Genomic DNA, 22,561 nt, shown 5'->3' on the forward strand with positions numbered 1-22,561 from the left:
ACTGTCGGACAAACCGAATACTCAAAAGTAATAGTATGAAGCGTATTGACTGAAGCAGTACACTCAGCAGCGCCTCTTTTGAACCGATTCAGCATGAGGCAATCCCAAATGCGTCGCAAACTGCTTGCAGCCGCAATCACGGCCACCACTCTCACACCGGCCTGGGCCGGCGTGCAAACCATGACCTCCGACGAGATGGTAGAAACCTACGTGGAGGATTCCGCCGTTATTGTTGTCCCGCGCCAACAACAGAAGTCAGAGGCGGATCGGGAAAAGATCATCCGCGCCCTCACCATCTCGCCGGGCGAGCCCGTTCTGAGCGAAGCTGAAGAGGAAGCGTATCGGGAAGCTCTTCAGCGTTATCTGGATGAGGGCAAGAAAGATGCGCTCTCCGATGCCGAAGAGGAGTTCCTGCGCAGAGCCCTGCTGCTTCCGGTCGACGAACTGGCCAGAGCACAGCCACCTGCGGACTTCACCCCGAGGACACTGCCCATTATCTTTGGTCAGCAACCGGAAATTCCGGACGAGCCCTTCACCCAGACGTTCCTGAATGATCAATTGGGCATTGGCTTCGATGGCCAGAATCTGAATTTCAGTATCGGTAATCCCCCGGGCATTGATCAGATCCAGATCCCCGAAGCGATCAACGAAGGCCCCATTACATTGACTCCACGCCCGGGCGGAGGGTTTGACCTTTCCATTCGGGTACCCGATCAATAATTACCCTACCCCTGAAACCAAAAGCGGCGACCAGAAAGGTCGCCGTTTTTTTGTCCGCTGATTCGGTCAGACAAAAAACGCCCCGCAGTGCGGGGCGCTATCACCACGTTAAGGTGTCAGGTCAACTTACTGGTGACCGTATACCTTCATAGTGGTGTTTTGTACCAGCAGGTTGTCTACACGGAAGGAACCGATGGACTCACCGCCGATCTCAACCGCGCCAACACCGATGTCAGCTGCAAACGTCGGGATGCTGATTTCCAGGGCGTCGCCACCGGTGGCAGCAGAGGTGCCCTTGCCTACAGTGATCTGCGCTTGAGCAAACAGAGCCGGCAAGCCGCCAGCTGGACCCTGCTCAAAGAACTGTGAACCGTAAACGGTCAGATCACGCACGTTAACACCCAGGAAGTCCACGTCCATATCCATATCAGTCACGTTGAAGCCAACGTTCATGATCAGGTTGTCAGTGGCGGTATCCACACGGATGTTCAGCAGGCCGAGGTTACCCTCGATACCGATGTTGCTGGCCAGCAAAGTGGAGTCACCGCTGCCGTCAGTGGCGTTCAGAGAGGCAGAACCAACAGCCATGGCAAAGTCAATCGGGTTGCCAGAGATGCTGTGAACATCAATGACCGCGTCACCGTCGGCTTCCACGTCGATGTCGATAACCAGGTCATCCAGCATGCCGGATACGCCAGTTACCGCGCCGTTGGCATCACGCTCAACGGAGCCGCCACCGATGGAGATGTCGTTAACTGCCAGGTAACCTTCGTCAGTGTAGCGGAACTCACCGATGGAAACTTCGGTTTCCAGTTCGATGGTCACACCGGCCTGACCGGTCACGTTACCCATGGTGGTGTCGTCAAGCGCTTTCAGATCAGCTTGAGCGGCAAAAGGAGCTGCAGCAACGGCCGTTGCCAGTGCGATTTTTTTCAGGCCTTTCATAACGTTCTCCTAATTGGAACAGTTTGTTGTTATTTCCATCTCATGCAGACTGTTTGGTGTACTTTTGTATCTGCACGGCTACAGAGTACTGCAGAGGTAACTGAATGTTCCGTGACCACCTTCACGTAATCGATACTTGGATTGTCGGACACGAAAGTATTACTCAGCAGGCTCCCCGTCGACCTTGATGTTGAAAATTCTGTTCTCCATTTCCACAACCACCTGCTCGCCAAAAAACGCTTTACCTTCATCAATGGTGAAAGGCACCAGTTGGGCCAGCGTGGGCCCGAAAATATGCTCCATCTCGACCACCAGTACCCGGTCCGCCTCCGACTCTTTATTGGGATTGGCCGTTGTGTAGAACACTGCCGTCGCGCCGATCTTGCCTTTCTTTACCAGTGCAACGAGCGAACGCCGGAGTACCTCAAGGGCAACATCCGCCGGCATTTCCTCAATCTGCTTGATGCGAATGGTTTTGGTCTTGTCTCCCGTGTCGGTTACCACGGCGAACGGCTTTACCCCGCCAGTCACCACGATCCGGTTTTCAAGGTCATCGACCCCCTTCTGGTACATCCGCTCAAACTGCTCCTGAATCATCTCCTTGATTTCAGTTTCAGACGGCTGCTGGGCATTGGCGTATCCGGGTGCCATGAGCAGGGGAACCAGAAACATCAGGAAGGTCATCAAACGGGATTTTAACTGTGTCATACCTACTCCACTTTCCTCAAAAAGCTCGCGCAACAGGAGCGCACGGCTTTTACATTGTTTTATGCTGGGGGTGCCCTGCTATCTCGGTTAGAATAGCCACCGGCTTTTTCTCCCCGTCCGAACAGGACGCTATTTCATTAGATCAGTGCCGCCGCAAACGCTACAACGCTGTTTTTGTGGCCTGTTTATCATTTCAGCAAGATTCCGGAGGACCCTTGGGCCGGGCAACAACACGGGAACTTACCCGGGCGACCTACCACCAGCTTATGATGCATGCCTGCCGGGCGTCTGATTTCGCCTTTCTGGGTAGCGCAGGCTATGGCTCCGGTCGCGGCACCTTATGTGGTTTCTCGGCCATGGCCGTATGCTCGCAGGAACTGCCTGGTGCCAGTTCGGCCGCCGTTGATACCGCCAGTCTCGCCCGGGAAATGGAAGAGCTTGCCGCACCATTTCAGGTAGAGCGCGGTACCGACCCGTATCATCTCACTGGCGGCTGGATTGGCTATCTGGGGTACGAACTGGGCTACGCCCGGGAACGGCGGCTGGCGCAATTGCACGAGGCCTCCACCGTTCCGTTAATGCACGCCGGGCTCTATCTCTGGACCGCAAGTTTTGAGCGGAATAGCGGTCGCTACTGGCTCTGGATTCACCCGGCATGCCCTGCTTCGATTCAGGATCAGATTGAACAATGGCTGTCGGCCCCGGCAAACCGCCAGATGCGCTGGCACATGAAAGCCCCGTTTGCTCCAGTACAAACGCCAGAAGAATTCAAATCGGGTGTCGAAGCCGTCAAGCGCTACATAGAAGCTGGCGATTGTTATCAGGCCAACCTATCCCAGGCATTCTCTGGCAAATTCTGCGGCTATCCATGGCTCGCCTTCGAGAAGCTCACGGAAGCCAATCCGACGCCCTACAGCGCCTTCCTGAGAGTCGGAGACGACTCGATTCTTTCCATATCGCCAGAGCGGTTTCTGAAAATAGATCAGGGTGTAGTCGAGACCAGCCCCATCAAAGGTACACGCCCCCGGGGCTCCTCGCCGGAATCCGATATCAAATTGGCAAATGAACTTCAGGCATCCGAGAAAGACCGCGCCGAGAACCTGATGATTGTGGACCTGTTGCGGAATGATCTCAGCCTCCATGCTGAGGCCGGAAGCGTGCAGGTTGAGCAGCTGTTTGCCCTTGAATCCTACGCCAATGTCCACCACCTGGTCAGCCATATCAAGGCCAGTTTAAAACCGGGAATCAGCCCACTTCAGGCGTTGTTAGATGCCTTTCCTGGCGGCTCCATCACCGGCGCTCCGAAAATTCGGGCGATGGAAATTATTCGCGAACTGGAACCTCACTGGCGAGGGCCCTATTGTGGTTCTGTCTTCTATTACGGACTTGATGGCCGGCTGGACAGCAACATCGCAATACGAACCCTGCTGTGCGAGTCCAGCGGTACGATTCGTTGTTGGGGGGGCGGAGGCATTGTGGCGGATTCTGACCCGGAGGCCGAGTATCAGGAAACACTCACCAAGGTCAAACCACTGATGGACTTTCTGGAAAAGCTGAAGCTCTGATCTGCACCACAGCCGCACAGCCGCGGCACAGATCAGCGATTCGAAGGATCAGGCGCTGTGAATCGCGCTCGCCTTCAAAAATTCCTGTTTCAGATCGTCAAAATTGTGCACCGCCGGGAACTGCGGGAACTCATCAATAACGTTCTGGGGCGCGTGGAACAGAATGCCCGCCTCTGCCTGGCCGAGCATGGTGGTATCGTTGTAGGAGTCACCAGCGGCAATTACCCGGTAGTTCAACAACTGGAATGCACGCACAGACTGGCGTTTCGGATCCCGCTGACGCAGCAGGTAATTGGTGATCTGACCACTCTCCGCCACTTCCAGTTTGTGGCACAACAACGCCGGATAGCCGAGCTTCTTCATCAGCGGCATGGCGAACTCATAAAAGGTATCCGACAGAATCACCACCTGGAAACGCTCACGCAGCCAGTCGAGGAATTCCCGGGCGCCCGGCAGCGGGTCCAGAGTACCGATGACTTCCTGGATTTCCGGCAGCCCATAGCCGTGCTGGTCCAGAATACGCAGGCGCTGCTTCATCAAGACATCGTAATCAGGGATATCCCGGGTGGTTGCCTTGAGTTCTTCAATGCCGGTTTTTTCTGCAAAGGCGATCCAGATTTCCGGGATGAGTACGCCCTCAAGGTCAAGACATGCGAGTTCCACAACGGTCTCCTGAACGATAAATAAAAAGATGAGGCACCTGCGCCCCGGTTGGTGGGCGTATGATATGAAAAAGCGCGGCCAAATGCATCGTGTATCCGGTGTTGCCCATCTTTGATGGCATAAAGATATAGATCCTCATTCCTTCAGGGCATTAAAGGTTTACTGCTAAGCTAGCCACACAAGTTATTGGTACAGACTGGATGATTATGACTGATATCGACTCTCTCAGGGCCGAACTGGATGGTCAAAGCCCTAGGGCGATCCTGAAAGCCGCCCTCGCCCACTATGGCAACATTGCCATTTCGTTCAGTGGCGCCGAGGACGTCGTGCTGATCGAAATGGCTCACAAACTGACCGACAATCTCAGGGTGTTTACCCTGGATACCGGCCGACTGCACCCGGAAACCTACGAGTTTGTCGATCGGGTGCGAAAACACTACGGCATCGATATTGAAGTCCTGTTCCCGGATGCCAAAGAAGTTCAGGACATGGTCAATCGTAAAGGCCTGTTCAGTTTTTACGAAGAGGGTCATTCGGAATGCTGTGGTATCCGCAAGGTTAACCCGCTGCGCCGCAAGCTTGCCACGCTGGATGCCTGGGTTACAGGCCAGCGTCGGGACCAGAGCCCCGGTACCCGGAATGAAGTGCCGGTGGTCCAGCTGGACACCGCCTTCTCAACTGATGCAAAGCCACTGATAAAATTTAACCCGCTGGCAAACTGGAGTTCCAAAGAAGTCTGGGATTACATCCGCATGTCTGAGGCGCCCTATAACCGTCTACACGAGCAGGGCTTCGTCAGTATTGGTTGCCAGCCTTGCACCCGTCCGGTGCTCCCTGGCCAGCACGAGCGCGAAGGACGCTGGTGGTGGGAAGAAGCCACACACAAGGAATGTGGTCTGCATGCCGGCAACCTGATCGGCAAGTCTGGCTGAACCGCCCGAAGCTGTGCCCACAAAAAAGCCCGCGTCGCCTTAACGGCCCGCGGGCTTTTCATTGGCCCCAACCTCAGTAGGTAGGCAGCTCGATATCCTTGAACAGTTCCTGAATCTCGGAACGGCTGCCCTGGTGAGCCACGGCTTCATCCACCTTTTGCTTGGTGAGATGGGGCGCGAACCGCTCCATGAAGTCATACATATAGCCCCGCAGGAAGGTGCCTTTGCGGAAGCCAATACGGGTGACCGAGGGCCTGAAAAGCTTGCTGGCGTCCAGCGCCACGAGATCGGTATCCACCTTGGGATCGAACGCCATACTGGCAATAATGCCGACCCCCAGCCCCAATCGCACGTAAGTCTTAATGACATCGGCATCAGCTGCAGTGAACACCACTTTCGGGGTCAGCCCCCGTGACTGGAATGCCTCATCCAGCTTGGACCGACCGGTGAACCCGAATACGTAGGTAACCAGCGAGTACTCCGCCAGTTCTTCCAGAGTGAGTTCCTGGCCCTTGGCCAGAGGATGATCCTTGGGAACGATCACGCAGCGATTCCACTTATAGCAGGGCATCATGATCAGGTCGTTGAACAGGTCCATGCCTTCAGTGGCAATGGCAAAATCCACCGCACCGTTGGCGGCCATCTCTGAGATCTGCATCGGCGTGCCCTGATGCATATGCAGGGACACATCCGGGTATTCCTCGATAAAGCCCCGGATCACCGGCGGCAGCGCATAACGCGCCTGGGTGTGGGTGGTCGCGATGCTCAGGTCGCCTTTACGCTGGTTACTGAACTCCTGGGCGATTTTCTTGATGCCTTCGACCCGACGCAGGATCTCCCCTGCCTCCCGGATGATGATCTCGCCGCCGGGAGTAATGCGGGTCAGGTGCTTGCCGCTTCGAGCAAACACCTCAAGCCCCAGCTCGTCTTCGAGCAAACGAATCTGTTTGGAGATGCCCGGTTGTGAAGTGAACAGGCTCTGGGCGGTGGCGGACACATTCAGGTCGTGGTGCGCAACTTCCCAGATATAACGCAGCTGTTGTAATTTCATTAATTCTGTCGCTCCCTGGATTTCCGGCCCTGAGTCAGTGCCTCAGGCTCAACTCGAGAACCCTGGTGGATTCATAACCGAATAATACGCATAAAGGATCAATTTTTCATTCTTTTTTGATATACAAGACAATCTGTATTCAGTGTAGACCAAATCTCTGGTTCCGCTGGCCCGACAATACCTTGCGTCAACACAGCCCTTGACTTGTGTGTGACAAAGCACACAATCGCTAATCAAACATGCCCAGATCCCGGGAAGCCATGCTGCTGACAACCAAATTCCTCCGGCCAACACCCGATTCCAGAGCCGTTCAACGTCAACGGCTGGATACCCTGCTGCAACCGGAATCCGGCAAACGACTGAATCTGGTTATTGCTCCGGCGGGTTATGGCAAGACCACACTGGTCAGCCAGTGGTGCGCCGGCAACAGCATGCCCACCGCCTGGCTCTCACTGGACGAGCAGGACGACAAGCCAAGGCAGTTCTGGCAGTACGTGATTGGCGCCTTCGAGCATGCCGGCATGATCGGACTGGAGGACTGCAAGAAACTGTTGGCCAGGCAGGACGACGACGAACTCACACCCGCCATCACCGGCCTTTTGAATGTTCTCGCGGCAGATGGCAATGCCTGGTCTCTGGTGGTGGATGACTACCACGTTATCAGTAACGACACCCTTCATCGCCAACTCGCGTGGTTTCTGGACTATCTGCCACCCGGTATCCTGGTGACCCTGGCGTCACGAACTGAGCCACCGCTGCCACTGGCCCGCTGGCGAGTCCGCCGCCAGGTCCAGGACATCCACCCCGGTCTGCTGGCGTTTTCCGAAGAGGAATGTCAGGAATTCTTCCGCAGTACGATGGCCATGGAGCTGTCCGAGGACGACATTCGGTCGATATGCCGTAAAACCGAAGGCTGGGTCGCCGCCATGCAGCTTTCAGCATTGGCCGGAAAGAAAGAAGCCGTCGTGCCCGGCCAGGCCATGGGCTCACCGGACAGCCGACTGATTTCCGATTATGTCCTTACAGAAGTGCTTGAGCAGCTTTCCGAAGATCTGACGGACTTCCTGCTGGAAACGGCTTGTTGTCCGCGCTTATGCGCCCCTTTGTGCAATGCCGTCAGGCAACGCCAGGACAGTCAGGAAAAGCTGTCCAGCCTATTGTCCCAGAATCTCTTTCTCATCCCGCTGGACAACAGCAACGAGTGGTTCCGTTACCACGACCTGTTTCGGGAGGCCCTGTTACAGCGAATCCAGAGTGCCGACCCGTCCCGGGCCTCCGAACTTCAGTCCCGTGCCATTGACTGGCTACTGCGCCATGGCCATGTGCAGGAAGGGATTGCCCAGATAGTCCGGCGCAACGATACCGACCATCTGGCGGCGGTTCTCGCGGAACACGGCAACAATCTGATTCATGGCGGCTATCACCTTCCGGTACTGGAATGGCTGGATGCGATCCCTGCCCACAAGATTCAGGACAGCCCGCAACTGCAGATGCTCAGAATCTGGGGCCTGTTTTTCGCAAACCGGGTTGAAAGCCTGGACCCGCTTCTGCTGGAAGTTGAGGACCTGCTGGACCGCCGTGTTGCCGATTCACACCCGGACGCGGAAGGCGCCCTGGCGTTGCACAGCGAGATTTCGCTGGTGAGATCCTACCTGGCCCGCACCCGCAACGATGAGAAAAACGCCTCGGATCTTACCCGACAGGTACTCAAGGACATTGATCAGATCAGCATTCCCCTGAAGTCCGTCACTTATTACGGGTTGGGCCTGGATTATTTCGGCAAGGGCGAACTCAATGATGCCGAGGAGGCTCTGGAGTCTGCCGTTCATTATGGCCAGGTAGAACGCAAAGCCAGTACGGTTCTGTCATCCGGCGGTCTGCTCGCCTGGATTCAATACCACCGTGGCGATACCGATCTTGCTCTTGAGACGACTGGGCGAGTACGACAATGGGTAGACGAACACTATTCCGACCCCAGCCAGCCGAGATTGATCTCCTGCTGGCAAAACAGTGCATTGACAGAAATCTATCGCGAGCGAAACCAGATCAGCACCGCCGACGGATACCTGGCCCCCCTGCTCGATCATGTACGAAAGGGTACCGAACCGGGCCAGCATGTGGTGATCCAGTACGTACGGGGACACCTCGCCTTTACCCGGGGTGACCTGGAAACGGCGGTTGAGGCACTGGAAGATGCCGTGACAACCGGCCGGCGCCGGAGGGAACACATTGTATTCGAGCCCCCGGCCGCTTCCGCGTTGCTGGCAAGGTGCTACCTGAGTTCCGGCCATGCCGAAAAAGCGCGCGCCTGTTTGCAGCCCACCCTGGATCAACCAGCCACCAACCCGCTAAACCGGGAGCAGAACCAGATTGCCCTGGCCCGGGTACAGAATGCACTGGGCGAATATCAGCAGGCTCAGGACACCCTGTCCGCCCTGATACCAGCCGCAGAACGCAACGCGCACAATCGACACCTGGTAGAGATTTTACTGGTGTACGCCGAGGCGCTGGCCCACGAGGGCCGCAATGACGAGTCCGATGCCATGCTGGAGAAAGCACTGGACCGGGCCGAAAACGCAGGCTTTCTGCGCCTGTTTGCGGAAGAGAGCACTGCACTACGGGACATGCTACTGGATTTTCCCAGACTACGAACCCCGGGGCGGTGGAACCGGGAACTGCTCGGGATGCTCAGGGATCTGGCCGCCGGACAGCCTGGCCAGGCGTCTTTTAATGGCTCCCAGGAAGCCAATCACCCCATCGATACTGCCCGCCCGGGGGGCGAGACTGTAAATGTCCTGACAGAACCGTTGAGCCAGCGTGAGCAGGAAGTTCTCGTGCTGATCCACCAGGGGCTTGCCAACAAAGAAATTGCTGAGCGCATGTCCGTTGCCCCGGCTACCGTGAAAGCGCACATCAGGAACCTGTACGGCAAGCTCGGCGTGAGCCGGCGCACCGAGGCGCTGGCGAAAGCAAGGGAGGTGGGGTTGCTGGAGGACGTCGCAAAAACGTGATGAGCATCACATTTGACACCAATTAAGCCTGGTCACTACGCCCTTTGGACGATCCGTTTACGCCCCTTTAAGCCCTATCATTTAACCATGGTGAGGTTAACGCCTTACCTCGAAATCTGAAATTCAGGCCTTCAGACTTCTTGTTCCGCGTTGTTTCGACGCCCGGGTTCGTTAAGAACCCCTTCCATGAGAGCCACCCCTTGCGGGCTGGCTCTTTTTTTATGGGTCAATTTACAGGCATGAGAGAAATCTAGTGTTCAATGATGCGGCGAAACGGCGGGAGTGCATCCAATAGCAACTGCCCGTAGCGTCGAGCCACAATCCTGCGGTCCAGAATGGTCACCCGCCCCGTGTCCTGTTCCGTTCGCAGCAGGCGGCCAACGGCCTGCACCAGTTTGACAGAAGCGTCCGGCACCGTGATTTCCATAAAGGGATTGCCTCCACGTTGGGTCACCCACTCGGCCAGACTGGCTTCAATGGGGTCATCCGGTACCGAAAAGGGCAATCGGGTGATCACCACGTGGTGCAGATAGCGCCCCGGCAGGTCAATGCCCTCTGCAAAACTGGCCACACCAAACAGTACACTGGGCTTACCTTCGTCAACCCGGCTGCAATGCAGCCTGAGCACCTCATTCTTGGCCATATCGTCCTGGGTCAGGATCAGTTCCGGGTACTCAGGCGCCAGCGCATCACGAACCTGCTGCATCTGACGGCGCGACGTAAACAGCACCAGTGTCGCCTTTTCTCCGGCCCAGAGCTCCGGTAAACGCTTGACCAAGGCATCGGCGAAACCATCGTCGGTAGGCATCGCGACCATGGCCGGCACTTCCACCGTCGCCATTTCGGCGTACCGGAAAGAACTGGGCACTACCAGATAACGGCTGGCCTCAGGCAATCCGGCTCGTGAACGAAGGCGATCAAAGCGCCCGAGCGCCGTCAGCGTGGCGCTGGTGAGCACCGCTCCGTAAGCTCTCGACCACAATCTCGAATAAAGCAGGTTATCGGCCAGTACCGGCGAGCTGAACAATGTAATGTCTTCAGCATGGTCCCAGCGCTGGCGCACTGCCCACCTTGCCGCCGGTGGGCCTTTACGGGCAGGAGCTTCGACCACCGGCTCCTCTTCATCACTGACGATGGCGACACCTTCGCTCCAGGCAATCCACAACCGCAGCTGATCTTCCGCCCTCGCATGAAAGGAACCTACTACCGGATACCAGGAATCTGCTGTGTCCCGGTCCAGCTCCGGATCCTTGCGCTCATCGAATGCGCTCTGGAGTTCATCGACCAATGTTCCGAGGTGCCGACACAACCCTGCCGTGGCGATTCGTGTTTCCCCAGCCAGTTCGGCCAGCTTCTCGGGCAAGGCACCATCCGGATACCGCCACTGGGCACTGCGGCGCTCTTCGTTGAATTCCCAGCCGGTATTCTGCTCAACCTCTTCGTACACGCGAGTGAGAGCCAGGTCCAGGTCCCGGCCCGCGGTACTGATCTTTTCAACCGCTTTGGCGGCCTGGGAGCCCGCTGGAAGCCAGGGCTGCATCTTGACCAGCGCCTGGGAAAGCTGTTTCAGCCATTGCCGGGTGGAGTTCAACGGCACCGACGCGGCGAAATGGTTCAGGGCCTTGTCGGGCAGGTGATGGGCTTCATCGAAGATGAACAGCGCGTTCTCCGGCTCCGGAAGAATGGCGCCACCGCCCAGGGCCAGATCCGCCAGCACCAGGTCGTGATTGGCCACCACCACATCGGCATCGTCCAGATCCTTGCGGGCATCAAAGAACGCACAACTGTCAAAGTAGGCGCAGTGCCGGTTGGTGCACTGGCGATGATCAGTCGTCACCTGACGCCAGATTTCATCGGGAATCTGTTCCGGCCAGTGATCCCGGTCGCCGTCCCAGTCCCGGGAACCATAACTGGCAAGCATGTTTTCAAAGGTGGCCCGGCTACGGGCTTCGTCGTCTACCGGCTGATCCAACAGGAACAACGGCATGGTATCGCTGTCACCATGGCCCTCATCGTGCAGCCTCGCTTCCAGTCGCGACATACACAGGTAACGACCACGGCCTTTGGCAAGAGTCCAGCTGAAATCCAGCTTGCTGTGTTTACGCAGGTCCGGCAGATCTTTCAGAACGATTTGATCCTGAAGCGCCACCGTGGCGGTGGAAATCACCAGAGTCTTGCCAAGGGCTTTCGCCACCGGAATGGCGGCGATGAGGTAGGCCAGCGTTTTACCTGTCCCGGTACCAGCCTCCACCACGCAGGTAGCCGGCGGGGAAGTGCGCTGGCCATCGTTGTCGGTGATTTCCCCCATGTACCGGGCAATCTCCGCAATCATCAAGCGCTGGCCATAACGGGCACGGATATCCTTGCCCGCCAGCACATCCCGATAGGCTTGCTGAATTTGCTGTTTAACGTCCTCTGTCAGCGCCATTATCTCGGGCTCACCCAGTCACGCACAGTACCGACACGGAAAAACTGACCGTTCTTGCTGAGCACTACGCCGTCTTCGGTAATACGTTCTACCAGCAGCGACCCAAAACCGTCTCCCGGCTTCAGGTAATGGCCATTGATCATGACACGACTGGCGGAGGGGTCAGATGCAAATATGTGACTGTTAAAGGTCAAATCAGGGACACTCTTCTGAAAAGAAAGGGGTAGTTCCACAAGGTGAGGCACCCTGCCCTGCGGCACCCGTTCCGTCAAGGCAGATTGTGGCGACGACTCACTTTCGGACCGATTCGGAACAATGACGACAGGTTCGTCCCAGGATTGCTGGTTGACGCCGGGCTCATCTGACATGGCATCATCATCTGCCTCAGTGACCACGCCTGTACCTGTTGCCTGAGACAGGTCCTGCCCTCCGGATACCCGGACCGGATCCGCTATTTCAGTCTCTGCAAGCGGCTCAGGCTCAGGCTGAGCCGCCGGCACATCGGGTACCGGTTCGGACTGTTCCTGGGCTACAGCAGGAGCCTCCTTCACCGTCACGATCTTCGCGTTTCGCTCCGGCCAGAACAACCAGGCAAGCACACCCGCGTTCACTAACAAGGCCAGTGCAACCCACACCACGGCCGATACCGGCTTACGTTTGGGGCGGTATACCATCTGTACCGGTTGCCCGAGATCAGGCGCTCTGCCCTGTCGGCGCTCCGCTTCGGATTTTCGGAGCGCATCGAGAATATACGACATACGCTACCCGCTCCTGACCATCACCGACGAAACCAGACGAGGAATATTCTCGGCCAGATCGTTGTTCATCTGGATAATGGTCATGGCGCCTGCAATACCATCCACAGTGAGCCCGCGTTTTTCCTGATACCAGCGCACCTGGTCCGTCATCTCCATACGCTTGACCCGGGCCGCCTCCTGCCCACTGCTGCTCAGACGCTCTGCAAGTTCCATCATCCGGGCACCGATCCATAACTGCTGGCCGGAGTCATCGCCGTAGAAACCATCGCCGGTCATGAACTCAGGAATTCGCCAAAGTACCCTGAAATCACCGTACCAGTATTCCTCAATCTCACGAAACGGCACTTGTTGGCTGCCCACCGGCGTCGCAATCATGGCCAGCTCACCATCCAGCTGTTCCACAACTACCTGACGGGTACGACCACGCTCATCCCTTAACTGAAGGATGGCCGGCCGATTGATAAACTCCAGACTTCTGCGACTGCCCTGGCGTTCAAGGCAGGCCAGCCCTACCGTAGCGGCGTAATCACAGGCGATCGGGTTGGCCGACGGTTCATAATTCTTGCCCCACAGACCAAACAAGGCGCCGAAGGCCTCAGCCAACGACTGGGTGTGCTGGTTAAACACGAACCCCGGCGCTGTTGGCTCCGGCGCCACGATTACCGGCTGGTCAGAATCTGATACCGTTTTCGGCTCAGGCTCTGCCTCCCGTTCAATCACACCTTCAACGGACCGTTCGGCCTTGGGCTCGGCGAGTGCCGGGGTCGGTGAGCCAGGAAATTCAAGCAGCCACAAGGTGCCAATGATGGCCAGTATGACCGAGGCGACAACCAACCATACATGACTGCCCCGGCTTCGGAACGTCCCGCCGGCCGGGGCTATCGCCAGCCCGCCATTGACCTCTTTTGCGGCTTTGCGAATGTGGGTGACGGAGATCAGATGATCTCCCTCCGCATAGGCTCCGAGCAGTGCCCGGTCGCTGATCAGATTGATAAGCCGGGGTACGCCCTGGCTTTCCCGATACAATCTACGGACCGCCCCGGGGGTAAATATATCGCCCCGCATACCGGCAACATTGAGCCGGTACTGCAGATAGGCAGGGAGTTCCTGCCGGTCTATTGCATCCAGGTGGTAGCGTGCCGTGACCCTTTGATTAAGCTGGCGAAGTTCCGGCAGAGCCAGAATCTCCTGCAATTCCGGCTGGCCAAGCAGAACAATCTGCAGCAGTTTCTTTTCCGAGGTTTCCAGGTTGGTCAGCAGGCGCAGCTGTTCGAGCACCTCAGCAGAGAGGTTCTGGGCCTCGTCAATAATCAACACCTTGTGCCGGCCCGCAGCGTGGGCTTTCAACAAATCCTGGTTGATGCTGTCGACAAGGGTTTTGATACTGGCATCAGGTTGGTGCGCTATTTCCAGTTCATCACAAACGGACGACAACAGTTCCCTGGCGGACAGGCGTGGATTCAGGACCAACGCAATATCCACATGTGCCGGCGCGTTTTCTATGAAACAGCGACAAACCGTGGTTTTACCGGTGCCCACCTCGCCAGTGATCACAATGAAACCGCCCTGCCCCTGCACACCGTACATCAGGTGCGCCAGTGCTTCCTTGTGGCGATCGCTGAGGTAGAGATATCGGGGGTCGGGAGCGATTGAAAATGGCGGCTCACGAAAGCCGAAGAAATCGTAGTACATGGTTCCTCAGGGCCTGGCCGGGGTATCACCGCTTACCAGTTTGAGTTCCGCTGCGCGCCGGTTTTGCTGTTTCAGGCGGCGAACGCAACGCTCCAGGGTTTTCGAGATCCGTGCGTGGGAGCGGATCATGGATATCTTGGGCCAGGTCGCCCGCTCACCTTCCAGAATCATCTCACGAACATACTCAGGGTTCGGGTTGGCAAGCATACGCCGAAAATGCCGCAGGGAATAGTTTGGTGCGATGGTCACATCGCCGGAGTATCGCTGGGCCATAATGGTATACATCTGGCCGGATAGCTGCCGCAGGATCTCTGGCCGAACACGCTTTCGCAGGTAATCGAATACGCCTTGCCCGTGGAACTGTATCTCGGATTTCAGCAAGTGGGACGGCAGATTGGTCAGAGACAGTTTTTCATCCTGGCCACGATCAGTCAGAAACGGCACCACGTGAGGGTTGGTCTGGCTGACAATGGTGAAATTTACATCATAAAGGTGCATCAGTCGTTCAATAGGCAGATCGCTCACAACAGAGCCGTCCACAAACTTGAGCCGCGGCATGTAGGGCAGCGAATTACCGTTAAGATCTTTTTTCATCAGCGTTACTGGCGGGAAAATACCCGGTACAGCGGCACTGGCCAGGGCGGCACTCCACACCAACAGGTACGGTGAGGTGTAACCGCACAGCAAGCGGGCTTTCTGATGCGCCTGCACCGGAGACACACTGATATTAATACTGCGCCCGGTGCGCTGGTAGGCTTCCTCAAAGGTATAGTCGCCAATATTCTCCCGCAGGCATCGGCGCAATGTGTCCTGGTCCATCAGACCGGTTCCGCGCATGGCGCTTAACAACCCCCGCCATTTCCATGCTTTCAGGTTATGGCTTTCAGGCACCAGCATTTCAGGAATTTCAGCATCGGTATGAACCCCCAGAATGCCGGCGATAATGGCGCCGATGCTGGAGCCGGCAATCACCTGCGGCAAAAGGCCTTTCTCCCAGAGCGCCTTGATAACCCCAAAATGGAACATGCCCAGGCTGGCGCCCCCACTCAACAGCAAGGTGGGCCGCCCGTAGCTCGTCAGGGTGTCGCGGAAAAACTGCAGTTTGTCATACACCGGGAAGCCAGGAACCGGGTGGTCACACAGGTAATCCAGCGACTCACAGACCTGAGTGATGTATTCTTCAATCAGGTGTTTGGTACCGACGCGGGAGCGGGTGTACAGCGCCGGATTCCCCATGTTGCCAAGGTCGTGATGCAACCCTTCCCTGAGCGCGCGCTTCAGGCGCTCGAAATCATTCTGTTGGCGATACTGCTTGAGATTGGACAGGCGATCATAGATCAGCTCGTAATGGTAAAGATCGGAGGCAAAATCCTCTTTCCATTCAGCATTGCCCTCAAGAAAATCCAGCTCCAGTGCGGCCGCTTTCCACTGTTCATAATTCGTGGCCTGCGCCAGCATTTGTCGGAAACGGGTTATTCTCGGGTCCTTGATCACCTGTCGCCTCCCGGCTTGTACACTCAGAAATCGTCGAGCATCAGATCGTCATCATCACTCGCGAAAGGATCTTCGGTGATCTTACCATCGTTAATCAGGAATTCACGACGCTGCAGGAAGGCATTGCGCATAAACGTGTACCGATCCCCGGAAATGAAATTCTCCGCCGGGATCAGATCTGCCCGCTTGTCCACAATCTGGAGCATTCGCAGGTAATACCATTCGGGGTTCTCGACCGAGTCCCACGCCGAAGGCAGCATGAATCCGTCCGCCGCCATACCCGTGAAATACCGGGGCGTGGACGGCCCTAGCAACGGCAGCATCAGGTAAGGACCGGAATCCACGCCCCAGGTTGCCAGGGTCTGGCCGAAATCCTCCGGCCGCTCGGGCAGCTCGAAGGCGTTGGCAACATCAAAGAAACCACCAAGACCGAAAACCGTGTTGTAAGTAAAACGGCCAACCGCCACAACCGCAGACTCACCCTTCAGCTGCAGAAGGCTGTTGGTGAAGTTACGGATTTCGGTCAGATTATTGAAAAAATTGGTAATCCCCCGGTCCACCAGATCTGGAGTGACAGTGCGATAGCCCTTGGCTACCGGCCGGAGAAACCACCGGTCAATAGCATCATTAAAGGCGAAGACCTTTCGGTTCCAGTTTTCATAGGGATCGCCGGTTTCAACCGGCATAGTCTGTTCACCCGGGGGCTCCTGGAGATTCTGGGCCGTGGCCGGATTAAAGACCGCCAGGGCCGGGAAAACTGCGATGACCATCCAGGATGACCAGCGCCGGGACTTACGCTCTTTCATGTCGCTCTCTTGGGTTGTTTAACCTGTTCAGTTTCGTCAACAATACCGGCGCTTTATTATTATTTTTCAACCTTCCGGAGGAAATCCGATGTCAGTACCGGGAAATCCCGTCAGCTCCCTCACCATGGCACTGCGATGGGGTGATATGGATGCATACGGCCACGCCAATAACACAGTTTACTTTCGTTTCTTTGAAGAAGCCCGGATTGTCTGGCTTGCCTCACTGGAACTCGGTGGTGCCGAAGATGCCACCGGGCCGGTCATTATAAAGACCAGCGCCACATTCCTGAAGGAGCTGACTCACCCCGCCAATGTGGTGGTGGAAACTTACGCGGACAAAGCCGGAAATACCAGCCTGGACACTTACCACTTGTTGAAAGACAAGGATACCGGAGATATCTACGCGGAAGGCTATGCGAAAATCGTCTGGACGGACCGGGCGACACGCAAATCCACCCCGCTGCCAGACACCTTGCGGGCGCTGGCAGCGAGATAAACAGGCTCAGCGGTGGCGAACCACGACGCTGCCAATGGAATAGCCGGCGCCGAATGAGCAGATCACGCCCAGATCGCCGGCTTTCAGATCGTCCTTGTATTTGTGGAACGCGATTATGGAACCAGCGGAACTGGTGTTAGCGTATTCGTCCAGAATCACCGGAGCCTCTTCCACACTGGCATCGCGACCCAGAACCTTACGCGCAATTAACTGGTTCATGTTCAGGTTGGCCTGATGCAGCCACATCCGGGTGAGATTATCCGGGCTGAGGGAAAGGGATGCCAGGTGGCCCTGAATGGTCTCGGCCACCAGGGGCGAGACTTCCTTGAACACCTTCCGCCCTTGCTGGATAAACAGTTTGTCCGCCTTGCCAATGCCGGATTCATCGGCACGATTGAGGAAGCCGAAGTTATTCCGGATGTTGTTGGAAAACTTGGTTTTCAGACGAGTACCCAGAATTTCAAAACCCTGGCCGGCTTTAGTGTCTTCCTCACGCTCAACCAGTATCGCCGTGCAGGCATCACCGAAGATAAAGTGGCTGTCCCGATCCCTGAAATTCAAGTGGCCGGAGCAGATTTCCGGGCTGACCACCAGCACCGAACGTGCTGCACCATTTTCGACCGAGTTGACTGCCGCCTGCAGGCCGAAAGTGGCAGAACTGCACGCCACGTTCATGTCATAGGCAAAGCCTTCAATACCCAGGGCTTCCTGCACTTCAATGGCGATGGCCGGATACGGCCTTTGCAGGTTGGAACAGGCAACAATGACGGCATCGACATCGGCCGCCGTTTTACCCGCCTGGGCCAGGGCTTCCTTGCTCGCGGCCACCGCCATATCGCACTGTACCGACGGTTCATCGTTGCTGCGCTCCGGAATGTAGGGGGTCATCCGGTGGGGATCAAGAATACCATCCCGATCAATAACATGCCGGCGCTTGATACCGGAGGCTTTTTCAATAAAGGCAGAAGACGAGGGTTGCAGGGCAGCGACCTCACCACGGGCAATTTCGTCGGCATGCTCGTTGTTGAACAGCTCCACGTACTGATTGAACGCTTCAACCAGTTCATCATTCTCGATAATGGCGGGCGGCGTATACAGGCCGGTTCCGCTGATGACGGCTTTAATCACAATAACCCCACGTCACAATTATAAAAACGGTTTCTGACATCACGATGTCAGAAATACTAACACAGTCCGGCAGAATTGCCCGTGGGACTATCGTCCAGTGGCCCCGTTATAGTGCATCCGAAAACGTTATATACGGGTCTTTTCCCATTGTTTATCCAGCCGCTTCGCCGAAACCGTCATTACCGTGCCCAGTTGTTGGGCAAAAAACGACACCCGGAACTCCTCCATCATCCAGCGGTAGTTTTCCAGCTCCAGGTCTCGCACGCCCTGGCGCTTCTGTTGCTCCAGTTTCGCGGCATACCGCGCCCATAATGGCTCAATTGTGTGAAGAAATTCCCGCTCACGCCCCATTTCCCGCGCCATTTTTTCCAACCGGATGTCCGCCGCTTCAAAGTAGGTGCCGAACCGTTCCAGCCACTGAGCCGGGGTATTGACCAGGAATCCCGGGTACACCAGATGTTGCAACTGGAATTTGAGGTCGGCCATGCTTGCCGCCAGCGCCAGATTGATCTTGCCCTTGAGCTGTTTCGCGACTTTCTGGTAGCCGTTCATAGCCTGAAACAGACGCTCGTCAGCAGCTTCCAGAGCAGGAATGAAGTCCCCCCGGTGGCGGTCGAACAGCTCTGCGAACGCCTGTTCGGTTCTGGGCAGTTGGTCCGCCAGAAAATGCTGCATAACCGTCGACAACACCAGATCATCCAGCAGTCCCTTTGCCTGGCCGATCGGTGCAAACATCAACGCAGACTGCTTGAACCGAGGCAGCTTTCGTTCAAGATCCGCCAGGGTATTGCCGAACCGGTTCACAATCAGCCGCGCAACGCCGCGACGATGGGTATCCTCTGCGGTGAGCTTGTCCAGACAACGAGAAGCCCGCACCTTATTACCCAGATCTTCCAGAGCCGGGTAAACCGTGACCTGCATACCGCCTTTTTCTGTTTGAACCTGCTCCGGGAAGGTGCCGAATTGCCAGTCGGTGTATTCACCCGCCTGTTTTTTCCCGGGTTCATCTCTCGTCGCCGAGGCCAGCGCTTCTTCGGCCCGGCCCTCCAGTCTGGCCTGGAGCTCATCGGTGTCTCGGCTTTCGGCGATGACCTTGCCTTTATCGCCGGTCACCCTCAGGTTCATCCTCAGGTGGCGGGGCAGCTCCTCCTCCGGCCAGGCATCCGGATCAATCTGGACCCCGGTCATTCGTCGCAGCTGTTCACCCAGTTTGATCGCCAGAGGCTCGTTGCCTGGCTGCAGGTTGGCCAGAGCCGCGTCGACAAAGTCCGGTACCGGCACAAAATTCCGGCGCAACGCTTTCGGCAGCCCCTTGACCAGGGCAATGCATTTTTCCCGAAGCAGCCCCGGCACCAGCCACTCCAGACGCCGGGCGGGGATCTGTCGCAAAGCCATCAAGGGCACGTTGAGGGTGACACCGTCGCGCTCACTGGTGGGTTCAAATTCATAACTCAGAGGGTATTTCACCCCTTCCCATTCCAGGTAGTCGGGGTACTGCTGGGCCGAGGTCTCATCCAGAGGCCTTTGTAGAACGTCGGTCTCTGTCAGCTCCAGCTTCTTCAATTCTTCGGCAGATAATCCTTTCCACCAGGATTCAAAATGTCGGCCACTAACGATATCCGATGGCAGTCTCTGGTCGTAGAAAGCCACCAAAACTTCATCATCCACCAAAAGATCCCGCCGCCGGGTCTTCTTCTCCAGATTCTCGACCGTATCCAGCATTTCGCGGTTACGGGCAATAAACGGCGCCCTCGACTGATAATCCCCCTCAACCAGGGCACGGCGAATAAACAGATTCCGGCACTCGGCGGGGTCTACCTTAGCGTAAGGAATGCGGCGCTTGGGCACCACATCCAGGCCATACAGTGTGACCTTCTCATACCCCATCACCTGCGCACGCTTCTGCTCCCAGTGGGGCTCAAAAAAGTGGTGCTTTACCACGTGGCCGGCCAGCGGCTCCACCCATTCGGGCTGAATGGCCGCCACCATTCGGGCAAACACCTTGCTGGTTTCGACGATCTCGGCCGCCACAATCCACTTGGGTGCCGTCTTGCCGACTTTGGAACCCGGGAAAATCATTACCTTGCGGTTTCGGGTGGCCAGATACTCCCGCTTTTCCACTTTCACCGCCACCTGGCCAAGCAAGCCGGCCAGAATGGCTTTATGCACTGCGTCGTAGTTGGCCGGCTGGCTATTCAATGTCAGCTTCTGCTCCCGGCAGATCAGAGTGAGCTGGCGGTGTATGTCCCGCCACTCACGCATTCGCATCCAGCTCAGGAAGGTTTTCTGGCACAGTTTTTTGAGCTGGTTCTGGGACAATTCCTGGCGCTGCTCTTCGAACCAGTTCCAGATATTCAGCAGGGTGGCGAAATCCGATTCCTTGTCGTTGAACGGTGCGTGAGCCTGGTCGGCCGCCTGCTGCTTGTCCTGTGGGCGTTCCCTGGGGTCCTGAACGCTTAGGCCGGCAATCACAATCAACACTTCCGCCAGACTGCCCTGCTCTGCTGAGGTCACCAGCATCCGGGCTAACCGGGGATCCAGCGGCAATCGGGCCATGGTGCGCCCAAGCCTGGTGACACGCCGTTTGTCATCGACGGCGCTAAGCTCTTCCAGCAGCTTGTAACCATCGTTGACCTGACGACGATCCGGCGCCTCAAGAAACGGAAAATGCCGGATCTCACCCAGTCCGGATGTCGCCATTTGCAGGATAACGGAGGCCAGGTTGGTTCTCAGGATTTCGGGATCGGTGTATTCCGGGCGGTTCAAAAAGTCCGTTTCGTCGTACAGACGGAAACAGATACCCGGCGCCACACGGCCACACCGGCCTGCCCGCTGGTTGGCACTGGCCTGGGAAATCGGTTCAATTGGCAGCCGCTGTATTTTCGAGCGCACACTGTACCGGCTGATGCGCGCAACGCCAGTATCAATCACGTAGCGAATACCGGGCACGGTCAGCGAAGTCTCAGCCACGTTGGTGGACAACACAATCCGCCGTCCCTTGTGACCCTGAAACACCCGGTTCTGTTCCTGGTTGCTCAGGCGGGAATACAACGGCAACACTTCGGTATGACGCAGGTCGGCGTGGCGCAGCACCTTGCTCAGGGCCCGGATCTCGCGCTCGCCTGGCAGAAAAACCAGTACATCGCCCGGAGGCTGCTTTTCCTGGCGTTCATGCTGTTCAATCTCGTCCAATGCCGAGAGAACACCATCGGTCCAGCCCTGATCCCTGTCGTCCTCGTCCCCAACCAGGGGGCGATATCGAATATCTACCGGAAAGGTACGACCGCTGACTTCAATCACCGGCGCTTCGTTGAAAAACTCGCTGAAGCGCTCCACCTCGATCGTGGCCGAGGTGATGATGACTTTCAGATCCGGGCGCTTCGGCAACAGTTGCTTGAGATAGCCGAGCAGAAAATCAATATTCAGGCTGCGCTCGTGGGCCTCATCGATAATCAGCGTGTCATAGCGATCCAGAAAACGGTCATGCTGCACTTCTGCCAGCAGGATGCCGTCGGTCATTACCTTGACCCGGGACGATTCCGAGGTGTTGTCGGTAAACCGCACCTGGTACCCGACCTGCTGCCCTACCGTCTCACCCAGTTCTTCGGCAATCCGGCTGGAAACACTGCGCGCGGCGATACGCCGGGGCTGGGTATGACCAATAAGCCCTCGGATGCCCCGCCCCAGGTTCAGGCAAATCTTCGGAATCTGAGTGGTTTTACCGGATCCGGTCTCACCAGCAATGATCACCACCTGATGGTTGTTGATGGCATCACTGATGTCCTCGACGCGATCGCTGACCGGCAACCCGGCGGGAAAGGTCGCCGGCTTGTGCAATGCCTGACGCTTACGCACCTTGTCGAGCCCCTGATCCAGCCATTGCGCCATCTTTTCCAGGTCCTTGTTACCAGGGTTACCCTTGCAACGGCTTACACGACGAATGATGCGGGCGGCCTCCTGCTGGTTACAGGCGTCCAGCTGGCTCATCATCGCTTTGACAGCGGCCCGGGAATCAACGGGAGTTTCGGAACGAGTGTTGTCAGTCATTAACAGCTGCAGGCTCATCAATGGGTAGGTGGAACGTCAGGGCGAAACAGTCTAACGAAAACCGGAGCCAAGAAACACAAAGACCCCGCCGAAGCAGGGTCTTTGGTTGTTATGCGG

Annotated in this window: 16 protein-coding genes; 5 read left to right on the forward strand and 11 right to left on the reverse strand. The window is 56.7% G+C overall.

All coding sequences use genetic code 11. The features are described 5' to 3' along the window. The first annotated feature begins 108 nt into the window (after positions 1 to 108). The gene (locus ARC85_RS10130; RefSeq protein WP_278350646.1) at positions 109 to 720 is read left to right on the forward strand and encodes a hypothetical protein; all 612 of its coding nucleotides are present in this window, start codon (positions 109 to 111) and stop codon (positions 718 to 720) included. Positions 721 to 846: 126 nt separating this feature from the next. Here the strand turns inward: ARC85_RS10130 and ARC85_RS10135 are convergent, their stop codons facing one another. Together ARC85_RS10135 and ARC85_RS10140 are read right to left on the reverse strand one after the other, a co-directional pair. Then, a complete protein-coding gene (locus ARC85_RS10135; RefSeq protein ID WP_114434031.1) occupies positions 847 to 1,665 on the reverse strand; it encodes a DUF6160 family protein in 819 nt (272 codons plus the stop codon). 159 nt (positions 1,666 to 1,824) lie between these two features. Further along, the gene (locus ARC85_RS10140; protein ID WP_114434030.1) at positions 1,825 to 2,373 is read right to left on the reverse strand and encodes a hypothetical protein; all 549 of its coding nucleotides are present in this window, start codon (positions 2,371 to 2,373) and stop codon (positions 1,825 to 1,827) included. A gap of 215 nt (positions 2,374 to 2,588) precedes the next feature. On the opposite strand from ARC85_RS10140, the gene pabB reads away from it, so the two are divergent. Beyond that, entirely contained in the window at positions 2,589 to 3,938 is a 1,350-nt protein-coding gene (gene pabB, locus ARC85_RS10145) for an aminodeoxychorismate synthase component I (RefSeq protein WP_286714771.1), read from the forward strand. 48 nt (positions 3,939 to 3,986) lie between these two features. Here pabB and thrH read toward each other — a convergent pair whose 3' ends face one another. Continuing rightward, positions 3,987 to 4,601 carry a bifunctional phosphoserine phosphatase/homoserine phosphotransferase ThrH gene (gene thrH, locus ARC85_RS10150; protein WP_011785066.1) on the reverse strand — a complete coding sequence of 205 codons (615 nt, stop codon included), beginning with the start codon at positions 4,599 to 4,601 and terminating at the stop codon, positions 3,987 to 3,989. A gap of 206 nt (positions 4,602 to 4,807) precedes the next feature. On the opposite strand from thrH, the gene ARC85_RS10155 reads away from it, so the two are divergent. After that, positions 4,808 to 5,533, forward strand: coding sequence for a phosphoadenylyl-sulfate reductase (locus ARC85_RS10155; protein WP_081496559.1), 726 nt, complete (start codon positions 4,808 to 4,810; stop codon positions 5,531 to 5,533). A 73-nt stretch (positions 5,534 to 5,606) separates the two neighbouring features. Here the strand turns inward: ARC85_RS10155 and cysB are convergent, their stop codons facing one another. Beyond that, positions 5,607 to 6,584 (reverse strand): HTH-type transcriptional regulator CysB, encoded by a 978-nt coding sequence (gene cysB / locus ARC85_RS10160; protein WP_011785068.1) that lies wholly within the window; start codon positions 6,582 to 6,584, stop codon positions 5,607 to 5,609. Positions 6,585 to 6,844: 260 nt separating this feature from the next. Here cysB and ARC85_RS10165 point away from each other — a divergent pair, with 260 nt between their 5' ends. Beyond that, on the forward strand, positions 6,845 to 9,595 hold the full coding sequence (locus tag ARC85_RS10165; RefSeq protein WP_286714816.1) for a winged helix-turn-helix domain-containing protein: 2,751 nt from the start codon (positions 6,845 to 6,847) through the stop codon (positions 9,593 to 9,595). A 250-nt stretch (positions 9,596 to 9,845) separates the two neighbouring features. Here ARC85_RS10165 and dinG read toward each other — a convergent pair whose 3' ends face one another. The 5 genes from dinG to ARC85_RS10190 are packed head-to-tail and all read right to left on the reverse strand — an operon-like array spanning position 9,846 to position 16,773. After that, positions 9,846 to 12,023 carry an ATP-dependent DNA helicase DinG gene (gene dinG, locus ARC85_RS10170; protein WP_153739934.1) on the reverse strand — a complete coding sequence of 726 codons (2,178 nt, stop codon included), beginning with the start codon at positions 12,021 to 12,023 and terminating at the stop codon, positions 9,846 to 9,848. After that, a complete protein-coding gene (locus ARC85_RS10175) occupies positions 12,023 to 12,781 on the reverse strand; it encodes a general secretion pathway protein GspB (RefSeq protein WP_153739935.1) in 759 nt (252 codons plus the stop codon). The genes dinG and ARC85_RS10175 overlap by 1 nt, the downstream gene beginning before the upstream one ends. Before the next feature lie 3 nt (positions 12,782 to 12,784). After that, entirely contained in the window at positions 12,785 to 14,473 is a 1,689-nt protein-coding gene (locus ARC85_RS10180) for an ExeA family protein (RefSeq protein WP_286714773.1), read from the reverse strand. A gap of 6 nt (positions 14,474 to 14,479) precedes the next feature. Then, entirely contained in the window at positions 14,480 to 15,967 is a 1,488-nt protein-coding gene (locus ARC85_RS10185; RefSeq protein WP_153739937.1) for a DUF3336 domain-containing protein, read from the reverse strand. Positions 15,968 to 15,990: 23 nt separating this feature from the next. After that, positions 15,991 to 16,773, reverse strand: coding sequence for an MlaA family lipoprotein (locus ARC85_RS10190; RefSeq protein WP_022991148.1), 783 nt, complete (start codon positions 16,771 to 16,773; stop codon positions 15,991 to 15,993). Between the two features lie 88 nt (positions 16,774 to 16,861). On the opposite strand from ARC85_RS10190, the gene ARC85_RS10195 reads away from it, so the two are divergent. Then, positions 16,862 to 17,269 (forward strand): acyl-CoA thioesterase, encoded by a 408-nt coding sequence (locus ARC85_RS10195; protein ID WP_014421347.1) that lies wholly within the window; start codon positions 16,862 to 16,864, stop codon positions 17,267 to 17,269. 6 nt (positions 17,270 to 17,275) lie between these two features. Here the strand turns inward: ARC85_RS10195 and ARC85_RS10200 are convergent, their stop codons facing one another. Both ARC85_RS10200 and hrpA read right to left on the reverse strand, forming a co-directional pair. Continuing rightward, the gene (locus tag ARC85_RS10200) at positions 17,276 to 18,397 is read right to left on the reverse strand and encodes a beta-ketoacyl-ACP synthase III (RefSeq protein WP_014421346.1); all 1,122 of its coding nucleotides are present in this window, start codon (positions 18,395 to 18,397) and stop codon (positions 17,276 to 17,278) included. A gap of 126 nt (positions 18,398 to 18,523) precedes the next feature. Then, positions 18,524 to 22,444 (reverse strand): ATP-dependent RNA helicase HrpA, encoded by a 3,921-nt coding sequence (hrpA, locus tag ARC85_RS10205; protein ID WP_031210533.1) that lies wholly within the window; start codon positions 22,442 to 22,444, stop codon positions 18,524 to 18,526. Positions 22,445 to 22,561: the final 117 nt, after the last annotated feature.

The sequence above is a fragment of the Marinobacter sp. tcs-11 genome (assembly GCF_002049515.1).
Classification (GTDB): Bacteria; Pseudomonadota; Gammaproteobacteria; order Pseudomonadales; family Oleiphilaceae; genus Marinobacter; species Marinobacter nauticus.